Raw genomic sequence first — 16,322 nt, 5'->3', positions numbered from 1 at the left:
CATCCCGACCGCGGGGCCGCGGCCTCCTGGCAGCTCATAGCCTGCCAGCGGCCGGCGCGGCGCCTCGGTGAGCCTCGTGCACGGTCTCGACCCGGGCATTGATCATCCGGGAGCCGACCTTCGGGTCCTTCGTCCAGGACGGCACCAAGCCCCGCCGCACTCCCCGCAACTCACGGCGTACCTCGTCGCCGTCGTCCCGCGCGGTGCGATCGAGGATGCGTAGACTTCCTCGGTCGGTGCGACGTTCCGGCTGGGCGCCGGCGTCTCGTCGGGGCGCCAATCGCCGACCCTTGAGACTGATCAAACTCCGGTGAGGCAGGACGCCGACCGGCGCGCGGGACCGCGCACCGTCCTCACTGCTCACCCTGGCTGGGCGGTGGCACACGTCCGCCGCAGGCACCGAAGTGCAGCGGCGACCGAAGCGGTATCGAACGGGGGCAAGTCTTCACGCCTGGTCTCGCGAGGCTTGCCCACCCCGAGGCCACTTCGTTCGTTTCAGCAGGTCGGAGGTCTGGGCAAGCCGAGCGCTGCTGCCGGGGCAAGCTGTCAGGACGGCCCGCTGCTACTCGGTATGCGCCACGGTGCGGTGTCTGCCGGGTTCTGCGACGAGCGGTCTCCAGTGTGAGGGGTTTCGGTGCAGAGAGGTAGCGCCGAGATTGACCACCATCGGCGCTGGGGAATTCGGGATGACCTTCGATGCATATTCCGGATCGGGAATCGGCGGCACGTGTACCTGGGTGTAGGGCAGGTACATGTTGAACGGTCTTCCCTGGTCGTGTGAGCGGTGCATGGAGTCGATCGCCCAGTCGGTGATCTTGCGGTCGAGGTCGGCCCGAAACTGTGTGTCGTAGGTGGCGATCACTTCATGCTCTTCGCCTTTCCTGCGGCTGTAGATCGGCTCTGGCTCCAGCGGGATCTTGGTATCGCCGGTATAGGGCGCTGAGGTGACCGTCCATTCGGGGAAGTAGGAATGTGTCGTCCACAGCACCTCGTCGGCGGTCCGCGGCGACCACACCGCCTCGTCGAACCCGAAGTCGACAGGGCTGCGGCTCTCCGGGTCGCTGCCCAGGTGCCACTTGGCCCACATGCCGGTCGCATAGCCCGCATCCGAGAGCGCCAGGGCGATGGTGACCTGCCATTGCGTCAGGCCGTCCGGACCGCCGGTGAGCGGGACCGTCTGCGTTCCGGAGCGGATCGGGTGCCGCCCGGTCAAAAGCGCCGACCGGCTCGGCGTGCACTGCGCCTCAACGTTGAAGTTCAGCAGCCGCGCCCCTTCAGAGGCCAACCCGTCGATTCGCGGTGTCGGCGCCCCACGCAACATCCCGCCGCCGTAGCACCCCGGCTCACCCCATCCGAGGTTGTCTCAGAAGAACACCACGATGTTCGGCTGATCAGCGCTCACGATGTACTCCTCACCGCAGCTGGTCGAGCTGGGGCACTCTGCTTCGTGGCCTTGATGACCACGTCCCACACCCTTGCGACGGCCGTGATGCCAGTAGGGATCGCCCCACTCGGACACCGCTGAGAGCCCACAGCCTGCACTGAATCAATGCTGCGCCACCATGGCCGTCCAGGCATCTGCAACAGGTCAGGCGCCTCTTTTCGTGCCCCTGGAAGAAGCCGAGCTTCTTCGGCGAGTACGAGACCAGGAGGTTCTTGGTCTGCTGGCGGTACACGCCCTGAACCTCGGCTCAGCTGCACGTACCTCAACCGTTTTGCCGAACGACGGGGTGCTGGCCCGCCCATGGACCGGATCTTGGTGCGGCTGAGGAACGCTGCAGCCGTCCGGCCCGGACCTGGGCGAGTGGGCGTAGTGGCGGTCACGCCCGGAGGCACTGTGCGGCGGCGTGGTAGGATCTTCGGTTCTCGCAGCCGGGCCAGAGTCGGCGGGATCGTGAAGCGGAGGGGGAGAGGAGTCCCATGTCGCAGCACGCCCGACGCGGCGATTCGGGGTGGCGCCGTTTGGTACCTGACGCGCCTGGAATCGATGTCCTCGCCCGCTACGAGCGCTCCTGGCTGCGCGGGCGACCTGCTGGCGGGCGTGACCGTCCTGGCGTATCTCGTGCCGCAGGTCATGGCGTACGCGACCGTGGCGGGGCTGCCGCCCGTCGCCGGTCCGCGGACGATGCTGCCCGCGCTGGTGCTGTACGCGCTTCTCGGCTCGTCGCGACTGTTGTCGGTCGGGCCGGAGTCGACGACCGCGCTGATGACCGCGACGGTGGTCGCGCCGATCGCTGCCGGGGCCCCTGGGCGATATGCCGTACTGGCGGCCGCGCTGGCGTTCGCGGTCGGGCTGCTGTGCGTGGTGGCGTGGGCGGCCAGGCTCGGCTTCGTCGCCGATCTCCTCTCGCGGCCGGTCCTGGTCGGCTATCTCGCGGGTGTGGCACTGATCATGATAGTGGATCAGCTGCCGAAGACGACGGGCGTGAGTCCCACGGGGTCAGGCTTCTTTCCCCAGCCGGTGTCCTTGGCGCAGAACCTCTCCGAGACCCAGCCCGCCACCCTTGCCGTCGCTGTCACCGCTCTCGTCCTCCTCTTCGCTCTTCCGCTCCTCCTGCACGCGGTGCCTGGGCCGCTGGTGGTGGTCGGGCTCGGCACCGTGGCGGTCGCGGCGTTCGGCCTGGAGGAGCACGGTGTCGCCGTGATCGGAGACGTGCCGGCGGGGGTGCCTCACCCGGCTCTGCCGGACTTCGAAGAGCTGTCTCGGCTGATGGTTCCGGGCGCTCGGTCTCCTCCTCGTGGGCTACACGGATGTCATCCTCGCCGGGCGTGCCTTCGCCACCGGTGACGAGGTCGGGCGCCTGGACGCCAACCAGGAGTTGCTGGCCCTGGGCGCCGCGAACCTCGGCGCGGGCTCTTGAGCGGGTTCCGGGTGAGCAGCAGCGCCCCGCACGGCGCTGGCGGACTCCACCGGCGCGCGAAGTCAGATGTACTCGCTGACCGCCGGCGCGGCCGATTCTGCGAGGAGGTCCGGCGGCCAGTCCGGCAGTTCGGGCGCCGAGAGGTGGTCGGCAGGCGCGTTCCCTTCGGACCCGAGGTCGGCTCCGCAGCGCCGCCGGAGGGGACGTGACCCGGCCCAGCGTGGTGCGGCAGCCTCGCGGACGAGGGCGACCACCCTGCCGGCTGCCGGTCATCAGCGCTCGCCGACCGGGTTCGCGAGGTGTGCGCTTCATTCGGTGACGCGGACCGCGAGCGCCGGGCGGATGGCGGCCGCGCGGCGCGCCGGTCCGATCGTGGCCAGGAGGGACGCGGCGAAGGTGGCTGCGGCCAGGACGCAGATGCTGGTCCATTCGATCGGGAAGCCTCCTTCGAGGCCCTCGAACGCGGCGCTGTTGGCGTACATCAGCCAGGTGGTGAGCACGCCCAGGAGGGAGCCGAGGACGATTCCTTCCACGGCGATGAAGGAGCTCTCCCCGAGGAAGGACCACTGGACGGTCCGTGCCCGGAAGCCGAGGGCCCGCAGGATGCCTATGGTGCGGCGGCGTTCGCGTACGGCTCGGACCATGACGACGCCGAGGCCCGTGATGCCCACGCCGAGGCCCAGAGCGAGGAAGCCCTGCATGAGGCGGAAGAAGGCGGTGCTGGAGTCGAACTGTTGGCGGATGTCGGACTCTATGGGTGTGGCGACCAGGCTGGACGAGAGCTGCTCGCCCTGCAGTCGGGTCGCCAGGGCGTCGGGGGAGATGCCGGGACTGGTCCTGACCAGCGCGGAGGCGTTCTGCGCCTGGGCGCCGAAGAGCTCGCGCGTCGCCCGTTCGCTCAGCACCACGGGGTAGGTGGTCGAACTGGCGCCGGTGGCCGGGTAGAAGACCAACCCGTTGCTGAGGACGCCGGCGATGACCTTCTCTTCGCTGCGGCCCGTGCGGGGGTCTGTCAGAGTGAGGGTGTCCCCGGGGTCGTAGTAGTCGCCGGCCGGGCCGCCGGTGCTGCCGAAGAAGCCGTCGAGCACGACGTAGCCGGGGTCGGAGGCGAGGGTCTGCCACACCGCGGCGTCGTTGGTGAGGCCGGGCAGGCGCTCCCGGAACGTGATGCCGGTGATCGCTCCGTCGGGTACGCCGACGACGGCGGTGTCCAGCGGTTGAGAGCTGCGGTGTCCCGGGTCGGTAGCCCGTCCTGCAGCGTTGACCAGCGGTGTGACGGTCGCGATCTCGGGGGCGGAGGGGCCGCCGCGGAGGTCGACGAGCAGCCGGTCGCCTGCGACCTGCGGGTTGTAGTCCAGTCGCAGGGAGTATCCGGCGGTGGCGTCGGCGACGACCCCGTCGACGCCGGCGCGGATGATCCCCGAGATCTCCGTCAGGAGTACCAGGACGAACACGATCAGCGTGTACATCACTAGCGTCGCGCCGGTCCTGAACCGCTTGGCCAGCGGATACGCGACGGCGAGCCGTGCCGCCAGGCCGCCCTCCGTCGGGCGCTGGAGGAGGCGCCGTACGGGACGTAGCAGGGTCTTCTGGTTGTCGCTGACGAGCACCACGGCGGAGAAGGCGGCCAGGGCGCCCTGGATGACGTAGACGGACATCGAGGGTGTGTCGAAGATCCGGGGGCGGATGACGGGTGCCAGGAGCGTCCAGGCGAGGACGGCTCCCGCGACCAGGGTGGTGACCGTGTGACGGGGGAGGACACGCAGCAGTGCAGGGGTGGCGAAGGCGAGGGCGAGCGCCGGCATGAGGTACGTCGCGTCGGGCTGGCTGCGCGCCACGGCCGGGACGGCCGCGAACGCGCACAGGGCAGCCAGGATGCTGGAGACCGCCAGCAGCCGGCGTCGCGGTCCCTGCCCGGGCGTGGCGGGGAGGTCACGGATCGCGGCGATGATGTTGAACCTGCTGATGCGCACGCTGGTGGCCAGGATGGCGGCAAAGGCGATCAGCAGACCCATGGTCAGACCGTTCAGGACGCTCGTGGGAGTGACGTCGAACGCGATGCGGATGCTGCTTCCGCCGACCGACCAGCCCTGGAAGATCTGCGCCGCCACCACGGCGACGCCCCAGCCGACCGCGACCCCGATGGCCACGCCCGGCAGCGCGGACAGCAACGCATACGTCGCCCCTTCGAGCGTGAACGACCCGACGAGCCGCGAGCGCTTCATCCCCACGGCCCGCACCATGCCCATCTGGGACTTCCGCTCCTCGCCGAGCATCACGAAGATGTTCACCAGGAGCAGTGCGCCCGCGATGATGCTGAAACTGCCGATCATGAGGAACAGGGCTCCGAGGGAGTCCCCGGCCTGCTTGGCGTCCCGCAGGACCGTGTGCTTCGGTGTCTCGATCGCCGTCTGGCCGGCGAGCGGGCCCAGAGCCTGCCTGATGTCGGCTGTCACCTTGTCGGTCAGGGCTTCGCCGCTTTCGACGCCGCCTCGGTTGGAGACGAAGGTGACCGAGCGCGGTTCCGCTCCGGCGGACCGGGCGGCGGAGTCCAGGGTCCCTGGTGCCAGGAACACGTTGCGGTTCATCCTGCCGCCGAGGCCCACACCGGCCAGGCCCTCTTCCGGCACCACACGCTCGACCCGGTACGTCCCCGGAACTCCGAACAGGTACAGCGTGACCGGATCCCCGGTCCCCACGCTCAGGGACCGGGCCAGCGGCTCGTTGACCACGACCTGTCCTGGCTTCGGATTCGGTTCGCCGAGGCCGGAGTCCCCACCCGGTGCGCCGAAGCGCGCCGCCTTGTCGAAGTCCATCTGCCAGGCCAGGACACGCGGCTCCGCGGCCGTACGGCCGTCGGTACGGGTGACGGCGGATGCCTGGGTGGCCCGGGCGTTCAGCACTCCGTCGATGTCGGGATCGTTTGCCAGAGGGGCCATCCGTTCCGTCACGTCGCGCCCGGTCGGTCCGGGGGGTGCTACGACGCGCTCGTCCACGGGCCCCAGGGTCCGGTACGCCTCCTGCCGTACGGAGAAGTTCAGGGTGTCGCCGACGACCAGGGCCCCGATGACGATGGCCGTTCCGAGCATCGATCCGCCGATCACCAGCGCTGCCTCGGTACGCCGACGGGCGACCTGCCGGAAGGCCAGCCGCCGTGACACCGGCTGCCGGACGGCGACCAGCACCAGGGCCGCGAGGGCGAGCGCCAGGGCGGTGAGCAGCGGGACGAGGAGGTTCGGGTACATGGTCAGCCCAAGGGGACGTCGGGGACCGGGGCTCGGGCCGCGACGGTCTGGCGGACGTCGTCGACCAGCTGCCCGTCATGCATGCGGATCAGCCGGGGTGCGCGGGCGCCGATGGCGCTGTCGTGCGTGACCAGGACGATCGTCTGGCCCTCGTCCTGGTTGAGCTCGCACAGCAGGTCCATGACCTGGTCGGCCATCGCGCTGTCGAGGTTGCCCGTCGGTTCGTCCGCCCACACGATGGCCGGGCGTCCCGCCAGGGCGCGGGCGATGGTCACCCGCTGCTGCTCACCCCCGGACAGTTCGCTCGGCCGGTGCTCGACCCGGTGGCCGAGGTCGACCCGGTCGAGCATGTCCAGCGCCCTGCGACGGGCTTCGCGCGTCCGGGTGCCCACGAGCAGGAGGGGCAGTTCGACGTTCTCCACCGCGGAGAAGACCGGGATGAGGTTGAACGCCTGGAAGACGAACCCCATGGTGTGCGCCCGGTGCTCCGTGCGCGCCGCGTCCGACATCGCGAACAGGTCGTGGCCGTCGACCTCCACCCGGCCGGCGTCGATGTCGTCGAGCCCGGACAGACAGTTCAGGAGCGTGGTCTTCCCGGAGCCGGACGGTCCCATGACCGCAACCATCTCCCCGTGGCGCACGATGAGATCCAGGTCGAGCAGGGCCGTGACCTCTACGGAGCCCGTCCGGTAGATCTTCCGGACCCCGGTGGCGACGAGGAGTCCCTGGTCGGCGTTCATCATGTCTTCCATACCAACCTCCGGAAGGAGCCGGCGGCTACAGGCCACCCAGGCCCGGAAACGGGCCGAACGGCCCAATCACCGCGTCACCGCGAGGCCCGCACGAGCGGTCTCGCAGTCGAGGTCAGGTGTCCGCGGCCGCCCGGGCGCGTCGTCGGACCGCGGCGGCGGCCAGGGCTCCCGCGCTGGTCGCGGTGACGGCGAGGAGGACGAATCCCCACGTGTAGTCGTGCGCGATGCTGTCGACCGCTCCCATCACGAGGGGTGGGAGGAATCCTCCGAGACCGCCCGCCGCGCCGACCACTCCTGTCACCGATCCGACCCGCTCGGCCGCAACGAGGCGTGCGACGAGCGCGAAGACCGCCCCGGACCCGGCTCCCAGGCCGGCGGCCATGCCGAAGAAGGCCGCTGTTCCCACGGGGACCTGTTCCGCCTCGAACGCCGCGATCAGGGCGCACACCGCGACGAGCCCGTACGAGACCGTCAGCACGGGTACGGGGTGGATACGGTCCGACAGCCAGCCCCCCACCGGCCGCATCGCCACGGCGAGGACGACGAATCCCGCGGTCCTCAGCGCCGCGTCGGAGCGCCCCAGCTCGTAGGCCCTGGTGAGGTAGGTCGGCAGGTAGACGCTGAACGCGACGAATCCACCGAAGGAGACGGCGTACAGGAACGCCAGCTGCCAGGTGGCCGGAGTACGCATGGCCAGTGCCGTGCGCGAGAACAGCGACCCCGACGCCGTCGCGCGCCCCGGCCTGTCGTGGAGCAGGAACCAGGCCACCCCGGCGTACACGGCGAGGAAGGCGGCCACGAGATCGAAGGGGAAGGCACGTCCGACGGCGTCGGCGAGCTGGACGGTGGTGAACGCCGACAAGGCCGTACCGCCGGTGCCGATCCCGAAGATCCCGAGGGCAACGCCCCGCCGTGCGGGTGGATACCAGGCGTTGACGAAGGGGACGCCGACGGCGAAGGCCGTTCCGCCGAGTCCGAGGAAGAAGCCGCCCGCGAGCACCTCGGCGAACGAGTCGGCCAGGTGACCCAGGTACAGCACGGGGAGGATCGTCAGGGCCGCGACGAGAGGGAAGACCCGGCGCGCACCCCAGCGGTCCGTCAGCGCCCCCGCCGGGATCCGGCCCAGCGCGCCGACCACCACGGGCACGGCGACCACCAGTGACTGCTCGAAGGAACTGAGGCCCAGGTCGTCACGCAGCCGCGGGCCGAGCGGGCCCAGCAGCGCCCACGCCCAGAAGCAGAGGGCGAACCCGACGGTGGCGACGGACAGCATCTGCCACGGTCGCGGCGCGTCCACGGCGGGCGGGATCCCCGGGTTCCGGACCACGATGGCCTCCTGGCGGTGATCCTCATGGGCAGGGTGAGCCCTGCTCCCCACCCTCCGGCCGCCGGGATCCCGGCTCCAGGGGCCGCCTTGTTCCCTTCCGTGCCCCGTCCGGCCCTCTGCCAGGGACCGGACGGCCCTGTGGAGTGCCTCCTGGAGTGGCGCATGGTGGTGGCGGAGAGATCGGAGGCAAGGCGTCCGGTTCCTGCCGGCCCGGCCGCCGGGAGTGTGAGTGGCGATGATGTTCTGGTACGGCGACGGCATGAACGGATGGGGCTGGTTCGCCATGTCAGTCGGGATGGTGCTGTTCTGGGGCCTTCTCATCACCATCGCGGTGATGCTCCTCCGCACCATGGGCCGCCCTGGGGAACGGCCGTCGGGGTCCCGGCCCGCGACGTCGGCCGAGCAGATCCTGGGCGAGCGACTGGCGCGCGGTGAGATCGACGAGGAGGAGTACCGTCGGCGCCTGACCGCCCTGCGCAGCGCGGAACCGTGAACCCCTTGACCGGCCGGGATGCGAGTGGGGGCGTGGCCGGTCACTCTGGGATCATGGACAGCCGGATACCCGGGGAGCCGGGTGGACCCATGGACGCGCTCCGTGAGCTGACCGCACGGCACGGAGGGCGTGAGGGGTTGCTGTCGGCCGCGCTGGAGCGCGCCCGGTCGGGTAGCGCCGAAGGGCCCGGGGCGTGGGCGCCCCAGGTCGCGGCCGCAGCCGGCCTGCCGGCCGCCGCAGGGCTCGGCCCCGCCACCTTCTTCGCCGATCTCGCCGCTCCACGCGGTGAGCGGCACGTGCGGGTGTGCACCGCGACGGCGTGCTTCGCCGCGCGGGGTGGACGGCACCTGGCGGAGGCCGAACAGGCACTCGGAGTGAGGGCGGGCACGGCCGACGAGACGGGTTCGATCTCGTTGCAGACCGCGCACTGCCTCGGCTACTGCTACGCGGGTCCCGCCGCCCTCGACGGCACCCTTCCCCGTACGGGCCCGGACCTGGCCGACCAGCTCCGTGGGCGGGCGGAACCGTGCGCGCCGGACATCCCCGCGACCGACACCACTGGGGCTCCCGTCCTGCTTGCCGGGATCCTGGGAGGCCAGTCCGCCTGGCGCGTATGGTGCGAGGCCGTGGCCGGGCTGCGACCCGAAGACGTCCGGGGGGAGATCGCCGTCTCCGGGCTGCGCGGGCGCGGCGGTGCCGGTTTCCCCGTGGGCGGACAAATGGGACGCGGCGGTGGGGAGGCCGGACACGGTCGTCGTAGCCAACGGGGACGAGGGCGACCCGGGCTCGTACGCCGACCGGTTGCTCATGGAGGAGGACCCCGAACGCGTCCTCGCGGGACTCGCACTGGCCTGCTTCGCCTGCGGCGCCCGGCGCGGGATCGTCCTGGTGCGCTCCGAGTACCCGAAAGCCATGGCCCGGCTCAGGCAAGAGGTGGAGCGCGCGACCGAGGCCGGTGACCTGGCCCTTTCGGCCGAGGAAGCGGGTCCGCGGCCGTTCGTCGAGATCGTCGAAGGAGCCGGTTCCTATGTCGCGGGCGAGGAGACCGCCCTCATCGCCCGCCTCGAAGGCGCCCGCGGCTGCGCCCGCCCGCGGCCTCCCTACCCCACGGACCACGGCCTGTGGGACATGCCGACGGTGGTCAACAACGTGGAGACCCTTGCGGCCGTGCCCTGGATCGTCGCCCACGGCGGAGCTTCATACGCCCGACGAGGAGTCCCGCACGAGACCGGCACCAAACTGGTCTGCCTGTCCGAACGGTTCGCCCGACCCGGGGCCTACGAGGCCGAACTCGGCACCCCTGTGGGCGAGATCGTCACCCGTTTCGGCGGTGGCCTCAAGGACGGCGGAGAGCCCGTCGCCCTTCAGATCGGCGGGCCCCTCGGCGGCTTCCTCGCCGGGACCGCGCTCGACGTCCCCCTGACCACGGCAGCGCTCGCCGAGCACGGCGCCGCCCTGGGCCACGCCGGCATGGTCGCCTTCGATACCGCCGCGGACCCGCACGCACTCCTTCGGCACATCTGGGAGTTCGCCGCCGACGAGAGCTGCGGAGCCTGCTCGCCCTGCCGGATCGGCACCCGGCGAGGGCTCGCACTCGCGCGGGGCCGGACCGGGCCGGGGGAGTCCTACGAGCAACTGGCACGGCTGATGGGCGAGGCGAGCCTCTGCGCCTTCGGCCGCCGTGTGCCCGCCGCCGTCCGCAGCCTGGCCCGGGCCTACGGGCCGAGCCTGGAAGCGTGGGACCGATGACCTGGCTTCAGGTCGACGGTGTTCGGGTCGAACTGCCCGCCGGGGCTTCACTGCTCGACGCGGTACGTGCCGCCGGAACAGAACTGCCCACCCTCTGCCACGACGACCGACTCCGGCCGGCCGGCTCCTGCCGGACCTGCCTGGTCCGCGTCGACGGGAGGACCGTCGCCGCCTGCGTCACGCCCGCCACGTCGGGGCTCACCGTCGACACAGCCGACGAGAGCGCGCGGAACCTGCGGCGTGACGCGGTCGCCCTGATCGCCTCGGCGCTCCCGCCGCACGCGCTCGCCGACAGCTCGCACAGTGAACTGGCCGAGGCATGCCGCACTCTGGGGATCCCCGTGGACACGGCGGCCGGTGACCCCAGGCGCGACCGGGACGAGAGCCACCCGTACGTTCACCTCGACCGCGACCTGTGCATCGCGTGCGGGCGCTGCGTCCGGATGTGCTCTGACGTCCAGGGAACCTTCGCGCTCACCCTCACGGGACGCGGGGCCGACACGGTCGTCGCCCCGGGAACCGGCGGCCCATGGGCCGGCTCCGACTGCGTGTCCTGCGGCGGCTGCGTCGACACCTGTCCGACGGGGGCGATCACCCAGCCCGGGCCCGGTCAGGGCCTCACCTCGCGGCAGGCTCCCCATGACCGTGTGCGGACCACCTGCGGCTACTGCGGAGTCGGCTGCACCCTCGACGTCGTCATCCGCGAGGACCGTGTCGCCGCTGTGCTCCCCGCCCGGGACGGGCCCGTCAACCGGGGCCACGCCTGCGTCAAGGGCCGCTTCGCGTACGGATACCTGGGCTCCGCCGAACGTCTCGCCGAGCCCCTGGTCCGGGAGAACGGCGAACTGCGACCGGCGACCTGGGACGAGGCGGTGGCCCGGGTCGCCGACGGCCTGCGCACGGCCGTCATCGACGGCGGCCCCGACTCGGTCGCCGCGATCTCCTCCGCCCGGGCCACCAACGAGGAGAACTACCTCGTCCAGAACTTCCTGCGGACCGTCATCGGCACCAACAACGTCGACAACTGCTCCCGCCTCTGCCACGCCCCCTCCGCGGCAGGACTCACCGCCTCCTTCGGCCGCGCCGGCGGAACCGACCCCTTCGGCGACGTCGAGACCGCCGACTGCCTCCTGGTCGTCGGCGCCAATCCCGTCGAGGCCCACCCCGTCGTCGGCGCCCGCCTCCTCCAGCGGGCACTCGCCGGCGCGTCCCTGATCGTGGCCGACCCCCGTGCCGTGGGCCTCGCGCACCATGCCGACGTGCACCTTCGTCCGCGCCCCGGGACGAACGTCGCCCTCTTCCACGGCCTCGCCCACGTCCTCGTCGACGAAGGCATGACCGACCCGGGCTTCCTCCAGGACCGGGCCACCGGACTGGACGAACTCACCGACCTGCTGACCGACTACCCGCCCGAACGGGTCGCCAGGATCACCGGAGTCCCGGCCGACGACATCAGGAGAGCCGCCCGACTCTACGGCCGTGCCCAACGTCCGGCCGTCCTGTACGGGCTCGGCGTCACCGAGCACCTGCACGGCACCGACGGCGTACGCACCCTGGCGAACCTCCCCATCCTGCGCGGAGCCGTCGGAGGCACCGGCCGCGGGTTCGGCATCAGCCCCCTGCGCGGCCAGAACAACGTGCAAGGCGCCTCCGACATGGGCGCCCTGCCCGACCTCCTCCCCGGCTACGGCCGGGTCACCGACCCCGAGGCCCGCGCCCGTGCCGAGGCGGTGTGGCGCCGACCGGTCCCATCGGTACCAGGGCTGCGCATCCCCGAGATGTTCGCAGCGGCCCGGGAAGGCCGCCTCCGAGCGCTGTGGATCATCGGCGAGGACGTGTGCGCGACCGACCCCGACAGCCGGCGCGTGGCCGAGGCCCTCGATGCCTGCCCGCTCGTGGTCGTCAACGAGCTCTTCCTCGGCGAGACCGCCCGGCATGCCGACGTCGTCCTGCCCGTGGCCTCCTGGCTGGAGAAGGAGGGGACCTTCGTCAACTTCGACCGCCGCTTCCAGCGCGTACGGCAAGCGGTGAAACCGCCGGGCACGGCACGCTCGGACTTCGACGTCGTGCACGCCGTCGCCGATGTCCTCGGTGCCGACCTGGGCTGTTCCACCCCAGCGGAGGCTCTCGACGAGTGCGGACGTGTGACACCTCTCTTCGCGGGTCTCTCGCACGAGCGGCTAGACCGGGAGGGGGCCGTTCCCTGGCCGTGTCCCGAGCCGGACCGGCCGGGCGAAAGGACTCTGTACGCCGACGAGTTCGCCACTTCCGACAGCCGCGCCCACTTGTCGGCGCCCCCCTATCTGCCGCCCGGCGAAGAGCCGGACCAGGACTATCCTCTGGTGCTCGTCACCGGGCGCCGATGGGCCCACTACAACTCCGGGAGCATGACCCGGCGCGGCGACAACCTTCTTCTCGACGCGCAGGACCGCCTGGACCTGCATCCGGAGGACGCCGCGCGGTTCGGTGTGCGGGACGGCACCCCGGTCACCGTCGAGAGCCGTCACGGACAGGCGCGACTCGTCGCCCGCGTAGGGATGGAACTCGCTCCCGGGCAGCTCTTCTGCGCGTTCCACTTCCCGGCCAGCGCCGTCAACTCCCTCACCTCGGAGCACGCCGACACCGTGACCTCGTGTCCGGAGTACAAGGTCACGGCGGTACGCCTGCGTCCGACCGTTCCCCACGACTGACGGGCACCGATCAGTCGTGGGGAACGAGGGCCACGGGCACCGGGCTGTGGTGCAGGACGGCGTGGGCCACGCTGCCGATGCGCGCGCCGAGCGTCGAACGGCGGGTACGCCGGCCCACCACCACGAGGGAGGCTTCGCGGGCGGTCGCCACTAGTTCGAGTCCGGCTGATCCGACCGCTACGCGGGCGGCCGCCTCGACGTCGGCGTACTTCGCCCGCCAGGGTTCCAGCATGACCTCCACCGAACGCGCGATCTCGGGCACCATGGAAAGCCGGAAGTCCGGGACCATCGCGGGCCCCATTCCCGCGTGCAGCGGGAGCTGCTGTACGTACACGACGAGGACCGGGGTGTGCCGTCGCGCGGCTTCCTCGAAGGCGAAGCCCAGCACGGAGTCCACGGGCTGTCGCACGTCGGCCCCGACCACGACGGGGCCCCGTGGAGCACTGTCCGCGCTCACGGCCCGTACGAGCACGACGGGACGCTCGACGAGACCTGCGACCGTCAGGCCGACCGAGCCGAGCAGGTATCCGGCCACGCTGCCCAGCGCCCGTGAGCCGAGGACCAGCAGCTCGCTCTCCTCGGCCGCGTCGACGAGACCCGGAACGGGCCCCGAGGCCAGCACCTGCGAGGTCACCGGCAGTCCGGGATGGCGCTCACGCAGCTCACCGGCGGTGCGCGCCATCATCGCCCTGGCCCACGGCTCCTCGGACTCCCCTTCCACGAGCGACAGAGCGGCCTCCGGCACTGGTTCCCTCGCGTACACCAGACGCACGTCCGTGCCGCGCAGCAGCGCCTCCTCGGCCGCCCACTCCGCGGCTGCCTTCGCTTGTTCCGTGCCGTCCAGGCCGACCACGATGCTCCGCGTCATGACCGTCCACCTCCTCGTTCGGTGTCGTCGACGTCGTACGTGAGACGGGTGGGGGAGACCGAGACCACGCCGTCCACCGCGGCGCACATACGCTCGATCGCCGGCGCCATGCCCCGGAAAGGCAGCCTCCCGCCGAGCTCCACCCGCCCGTCGTGCACCTCGACGGCAAGGGCGGTCGGTTCGAGACGCAATGTGTCACCGAGAACGTCCTCGACGATCTCCCGGCGAATGTCGTCGTCCTCGCGGAGGTAGACGGCCAACAGGTCACGACGGCTCACGATGCCCAGCAGGTGATCGTCGCCGTCGACGACGACGAGCCGCTTGACTCCCTGGACCTCCATGAGCCGTGCCGCCTCGGCCACGGTCCAGTCCGGGCGGGCGCACACCGCGGGGGCCGACATCAGTTCCTCGGCCCGAGTTCCCTCGGCCTTCGCCTCCTCCCACGTCTCCAGGTCCGGAACGGCCGGCATCCCACTCGGTGCGGCGGCCTGGTCGGCGGTCTTGCGCAGCAGATCGCCCTCCGACACCACCCCGACGACCCGGCCGTCGCCGTCCACCACGGGTACGGCCGTCACCTGGTGCTCCGAGAGCGTGCGGACGATCTCCTTGAACGGAGTGTCGCCTCGGACGCTCACCACCTCACGGGTCATCAGCCGGTCGATCCTGCGGTGACGCATCATCCGCTCCTTCCCTGTGCGGACGCACCGGCCTCGGCCACCAGGCGAGCGGCGCAGCCGTCCCAGGTGTCGAGGGCCGGATAGTCGTCCTCGGTGAGTTCCGTACCGCTGCGTTCGGCGAGGGCTTCGACGAACTCGAGGAAGTCCAGCGAATCCATCTCGAACGTGTCCCGCAGGGACACGCCGGGATCGAGGCCGGTGAAGTCGGCGTCGGGGACGACCCGCTGCACGGCTTGCCGGACGAACGCCTTCGCCTGGTCGTGGTTCACAGTTCCTCCGGTTGTTGCAGGACCCGGTCCATGGTGCTCAGGAGGCGTGCGCCGGTGGCGCCGTCGGCGGCTCGGTGATCGGCGGACAGCGTCGCCGTCACCACGGGGCGTACTCCCAGCAGGCCGTCCACGGCCACCGGCCGCTCGACGATCCGGCCGAGGCCGACGAGCGCGACCTGCGGCGGGTAGACGACGCCGAACACGGCCTCGACGCCTTGCTCGCCGAGGTTCGTGACGGTGAGACTGGGGTCGGCGGTCTCGGACGCCCGGAGCCGTCCGCCCCGTGCCCGCCCCACCAGGTCCTTGAGCGCGGCCATCACCTCGTCCACGGAGAGCGTGTCGGCATGGGCGAGGGACGGGGCGGCAAGACCACCGCCCCGCAGAGAGACGGCGACACCCAGCCGTACCTCCTCTGCCGGGACGAAGCCGTCGTCGACCCAGTGCCCGTTGAGCTCGGGCACCTTCCGCGCCGCCAGCGCGACGGCCTTCAACAGGAGTGCTGCGGGCACCAGGCCTGTGGACAACGGAAGTTCGCGGTTGCGGGCGCGCATCCACTCCAGGGCCGCTGCCATGTCCACGGTCGTGGAGAGGTAGAAGTGCGGGATCTCGCGTTTGGACCGGCTCATGAGCCGAGCGGTCGCCGCCCGTGCCGCATTCGGGACGGCCGGCCGCGGTGCGCCCTCGGCGGCCGCGGCGGAACGGACGTCGTCCGCACGGACGGCGCCGCCGCGACCCGTGCCGGTCACCTCGGCGAGGTCGACGCCGAGTTCCGTGGCCAGGCGCCGAGCGAGCGGTGAGGACCTCACGCGCCGCGGAGCCTGACGCTCCCCGGCCGAGTCGACGCCGGCTACCGGCCCCGGCGGCCCTGTCGCCGGCGCGGTCCTCTCCTGGGGCCGGGAATCGTTCCGCTTCTGTCGCGCCGGTTCCGTGCCCGGCTGTCGCCCGGTCGCGGTGCGAGTGGACTCTGCCGGGCCGGCGGTCCTGTCGTGTGCTGGTGCTGGTGCTGGTGCTGGTTCCGCGTGCTCCACGTCCGCACGGGTGATTCTGCCTCCCGGGCCCGAACCATGGACGGCGGCGAGGTCGACGTGCCGGTCCTGGGCGAGTCGGCGGACCAGGGGCGTCGACGGGGGCCGGTCCGCGGTGGGTTCGCTCCCGGCGGTCGTGCCGATACGTGCCAGCGGGGTGCCCACAGGGACGGTGGTGCCCTCGTCGACGAGGAGGGTGTCGACCGTACCGCTCTCGAAGCACTCCACCTCGATCGCGGACTTGTCGGTCTCGACCACCGCGACGACGTCGCCCCGCGCCACCTGGTCGCCGGGGTGCACCAGCCACTGGGAGAGCGTGCCCTCGTCCATGTCGGCGCCGAGCGACGGCATCGTGAACTCGGCCAT

The 16,322-nt window shown here is 71.5% G+C and carries 11 protein-coding genes and 3 pseudogenes; 5 read left to right on the top strand and 9 right to left on the bottom strand.

What is annotated here, in order from left to right; all coding sequences use genetic code 11:
* Positions 1-34 precede the first annotated feature (34 nt).
* Together IF00_RS47835 and IF00_RS41460 are read right to left on the bottom strand one after the other, a co-directional pair.
* On the bottom strand, positions 35-145 hold the full coding sequence (locus tag IF00_RS47835) for a hypothetical protein (protein WP_342451048.1): 111 nt from the start codon (positions 143-145) through the stop codon (positions 35-37).
* 417 nt (positions 146-562) lie between these two features.
* A pseudogene (locus IF00_RS41460) lies at positions 563-1,351 on the bottom strand (sulfatase-like hydrolase/transferase); the annotation flags it as partial.
* 569 nt (positions 1,352-1,920) lie between these two features.
* Between IF00_RS41460 and IF00_RS41455 the strand changes: the two are divergent.
* Positions 1,921-2,954 (top strand): annotated as a pseudogene (locus IF00_RS41455) (SulP family inorganic anion transporter); the annotation flags it as partial.
* 215 nt (positions 2,955-3,169) lie between these two features.
* Here the strand turns inward: IF00_RS41455 and IF00_RS0119920 are convergent.
* From IF00_RS0119920 to IF00_RS0119910, 3 genes are all read right to left on the bottom strand, one after another.
* Entirely contained in the window at positions 3,170-6,106 is a 2,937-nt protein-coding gene (locus IF00_RS0119920) for an FtsX-like permease family protein (protein ID WP_030319854.1), read from the bottom strand.
* A 2-nt stretch (positions 6,107-6,108) separates the two neighbouring features.
* Entirely contained in the window at positions 6,109-6,858 is a 750-nt protein-coding gene (locus tag IF00_RS0119915; RefSeq protein WP_037638661.1) for an ABC transporter ATP-binding protein, read from the bottom strand.
* A 112-nt stretch (positions 6,859-6,970) separates the two neighbouring features.
* Positions 6,971-8,131 carry an MFS transporter gene (locus tag IF00_RS0119910; protein ID WP_078944784.1) on the bottom strand — a complete coding sequence of 387 codons (1,161 nt, stop codon included), beginning with the start codon at positions 8,129-8,131 and terminating at the stop codon, positions 6,971-6,973.
* A gap of 289 nt (positions 8,132-8,420) precedes the next feature.
* Between IF00_RS0119910 and IF00_RS0119905 the strand changes: the two genes are divergently transcribed.
* The 4 genes and pseudogenes from IF00_RS0119905 to fdhF all read left to right on the top strand — a co-directional run bounded on the left by IF00_RS0119905 (position 8,421) and on the right by fdhF (position 13,117).
* On the top strand, positions 8,421-8,678 hold the full coding sequence (locus IF00_RS0119905) for an SHOCT domain-containing protein (protein WP_030319850.1): 258 nt from the start codon (positions 8,421-8,423) through the stop codon (positions 8,676-8,678).
* A 53-nt stretch (positions 8,679-8,731) separates the two neighbouring features.
* Positions 8,732-9,079 (top strand): annotated as a pseudogene (locus tag IF00_RS47065) (NAD(P)H-dependent oxidoreductase subunit E); the annotation flags it as partial.
* 292 nt (positions 9,080-9,371) lie between these two features.
* The gene (locus IF00_RS47060) at positions 9,372-10,427 is read left to right on the top strand and encodes an NADH-ubiquinone oxidoreductase-F iron-sulfur binding region domain-containing protein (RefSeq protein ID WP_245234586.1); all 1,056 of its coding nucleotides are present in this window, start codon (positions 9,372-9,374) and stop codon (positions 10,425-10,427) included.
* Positions 10,424-13,117, top strand: a complete 2,694-nt coding sequence (gene fdhF / locus IF00_RS0119895; RefSeq protein WP_030319848.1) for a formate dehydrogenase subunit alpha — start codon at positions 10,424-10,426, stop codon at positions 13,115-13,117. The genes IF00_RS47060 and fdhF overlap by 4 nt, the downstream gene beginning before the upstream one ends.
* Positions 13,118-13,127: 10 nt before the next feature.
* Here fdhF and IF00_RS0119890 read toward each other — a convergent pair whose 3' ends face one another.
* The 4 genes from IF00_RS0119890 to IF00_RS0119875 are packed head-to-tail and all read right to left on the bottom strand — an operon-like array spanning position 13,128 to position 16,322.
* Complete coding sequence (locus IF00_RS0119890; RefSeq protein WP_030319846.1) at positions 13,128-13,985, bottom strand: universal stress protein; 858 nt, start codon at positions 13,983-13,985, stop codon at positions 13,128-13,130.
* Positions 13,982-14,662 (bottom strand): CBS domain-containing protein, encoded by a 681-nt coding sequence (locus tag IF00_RS0119885; protein ID WP_030319844.1) that lies wholly within the window; start codon positions 14,660-14,662, stop codon positions 13,982-13,984. The genes IF00_RS0119890 and IF00_RS0119885 overlap by 4 nt, the downstream gene beginning before the upstream one ends.
* On the bottom strand, positions 14,662-14,931 hold the full coding sequence (locus tag IF00_RS0119880; RefSeq protein ID WP_030319842.1) for a phosphopantetheine-binding protein: 270 nt from the start codon (positions 14,929-14,931) through the stop codon (positions 14,662-14,664). Before IF00_RS0119880 ends, IF00_RS0119885 begins: the two co-directional genes overlap by 1 nt.
* The gene (locus IF00_RS0119875; RefSeq protein ID WP_030319841.1) at positions 14,928-16,322 is read right to left on the bottom strand and encodes a 2-oxo acid dehydrogenase subunit E2; all 1,395 of its coding nucleotides are present in this window, start codon (positions 16,320-16,322) and stop codon (positions 14,928-14,930) included. Before IF00_RS0119875 ends, IF00_RS0119880 begins: the two co-directional genes overlap by 4 nt.

The sequence above is a fragment of the Streptomyces flavochromogenes genome (genome assembly GCF_000717595.1).
GTDB lineage: Bacteria > Actinomycetota > Actinomycetes > Streptomycetales > Streptomycetaceae > Streptomyces > Streptomyces flavochromogenes.
Note: the sequence above shows the minus strand (reverse complement) of the source record. Positions and strands in the feature narration are given on the sequence as shown.